Origin of the sequence: Paenibacillus pini JCM 16418 (genome assembly GCF_000576305.1) — a bacterium.
GTDB lineage: Bacteria > Bacillota > Bacilli > Paenibacillales > Paenibacillaceae > Paenibacillus_AQ > Paenibacillus_AQ pini.
In genome coordinates, this window is the sequence record NZ_BAVZ01000060.1 from 1 (window position 1) to 1,063 (window position 1,063).

The 1,063-nt window shown below is 31.7% G+C and carries 2 protein-coding genes; both read left to right on the plus strand.

Annotated features, from left to right (window positions below; translation table 11 throughout):
- Positions 1 to 122 precede the first annotated feature (122 nt).
- Positions 123 to 398 (plus strand): HU family DNA-binding protein, encoded by a 276-nt coding sequence (locus JCM16418_RS23345; protein WP_036653839.1) that lies wholly within the window; start codon positions 123 to 125, stop codon positions 396 to 398.
- Between the two features lie 91 nt (positions 399 to 489).
- Positions 490 to 1,063: PIN domain-containing protein (locus tag JCM16418_RS23350; protein WP_036653841.1), on the plus strand; the 574-nt coding region annotated here is incomplete at its 3' end.

Consider the following 1,063-nt stretch of genomic DNA (forward strand, 5'->3'; position numbering starts at 1 on the left):
TATAAAAATAATAAAAAGTTAAGTGCCTACTATGGAGGGACTACATATCCTAACAAGATCGAAAACAGAGGTGCCTAGTCCTCCTATCCATTTCAAAATTAAAAAAAGGGAGATTAATTATTATGAATAAAACAGAATTGGCTAAGGTTGTCGCAGTAAAAACAGGGATTCAAAAAGGTGATGCAGAGCAATTAGTTGAAGCAGTATTTGAAATTATCGGCGATACCAATGCATCAGGTGATCCTGTTAACATTGCTGGCTTTGGGAAATTTGAAAAAAGAGAAACAAAAGCACGTAAAGGCCGAAATCCGCAAACTGGTGAAGAAATTGAAATTCTCGCTGGACACAAACCATCATTTAAACCTGCTAAAGCATATAGAGAAAAGCTTACACAATAAACAATAGAAATAGACCATAGAGTTGATTCAAATATATATGAGAGGTGTTAACTCACCTCTCCCCCACTCTACCTTAGAATTGAGGTAATTTATGAAAAAGGTTCTTGTTGACACAAATTGTCTTCTTGATGGATTTGAACTTAATAGTGAAACAAAGTATATTTTACTATCGCACGTTAACCGTGAATTAGATAAACATAAAGTTCATGGTGATAATGAATTAAAATTTAAGACGCGTCGTGCTGTAAGATTTATTGAGGACAATCTAGATTCATTTGAGTTTGATATTAAAGACTATAATGTATCATTCGCTGATGGATTCGATAATTGTTTTACAGATAATAAGATCATTCAAGCATGTTTGGATAATGGATACAATCTTATGACTAATGATTTTCTTTTGAAACAAAAAGGTATGGCTTATGGCATTGAGATTATTTCTAGCGGTCGAATACATAATGATAATGGATACAAGGGTGTTATTCAAGTAAAACTAAATGAATCACAACTAGCAGAGTTTTATGAAAATCAGACAAATAATACATATGACTTGTATGTAAATCAGTACATTGTTATCAATGATTTAAAAGGAAGACATATAGATACATACAGATGGAACGGAAGTAAACATATCAAATTAATTCATTCTAATAACAAGAAAATTA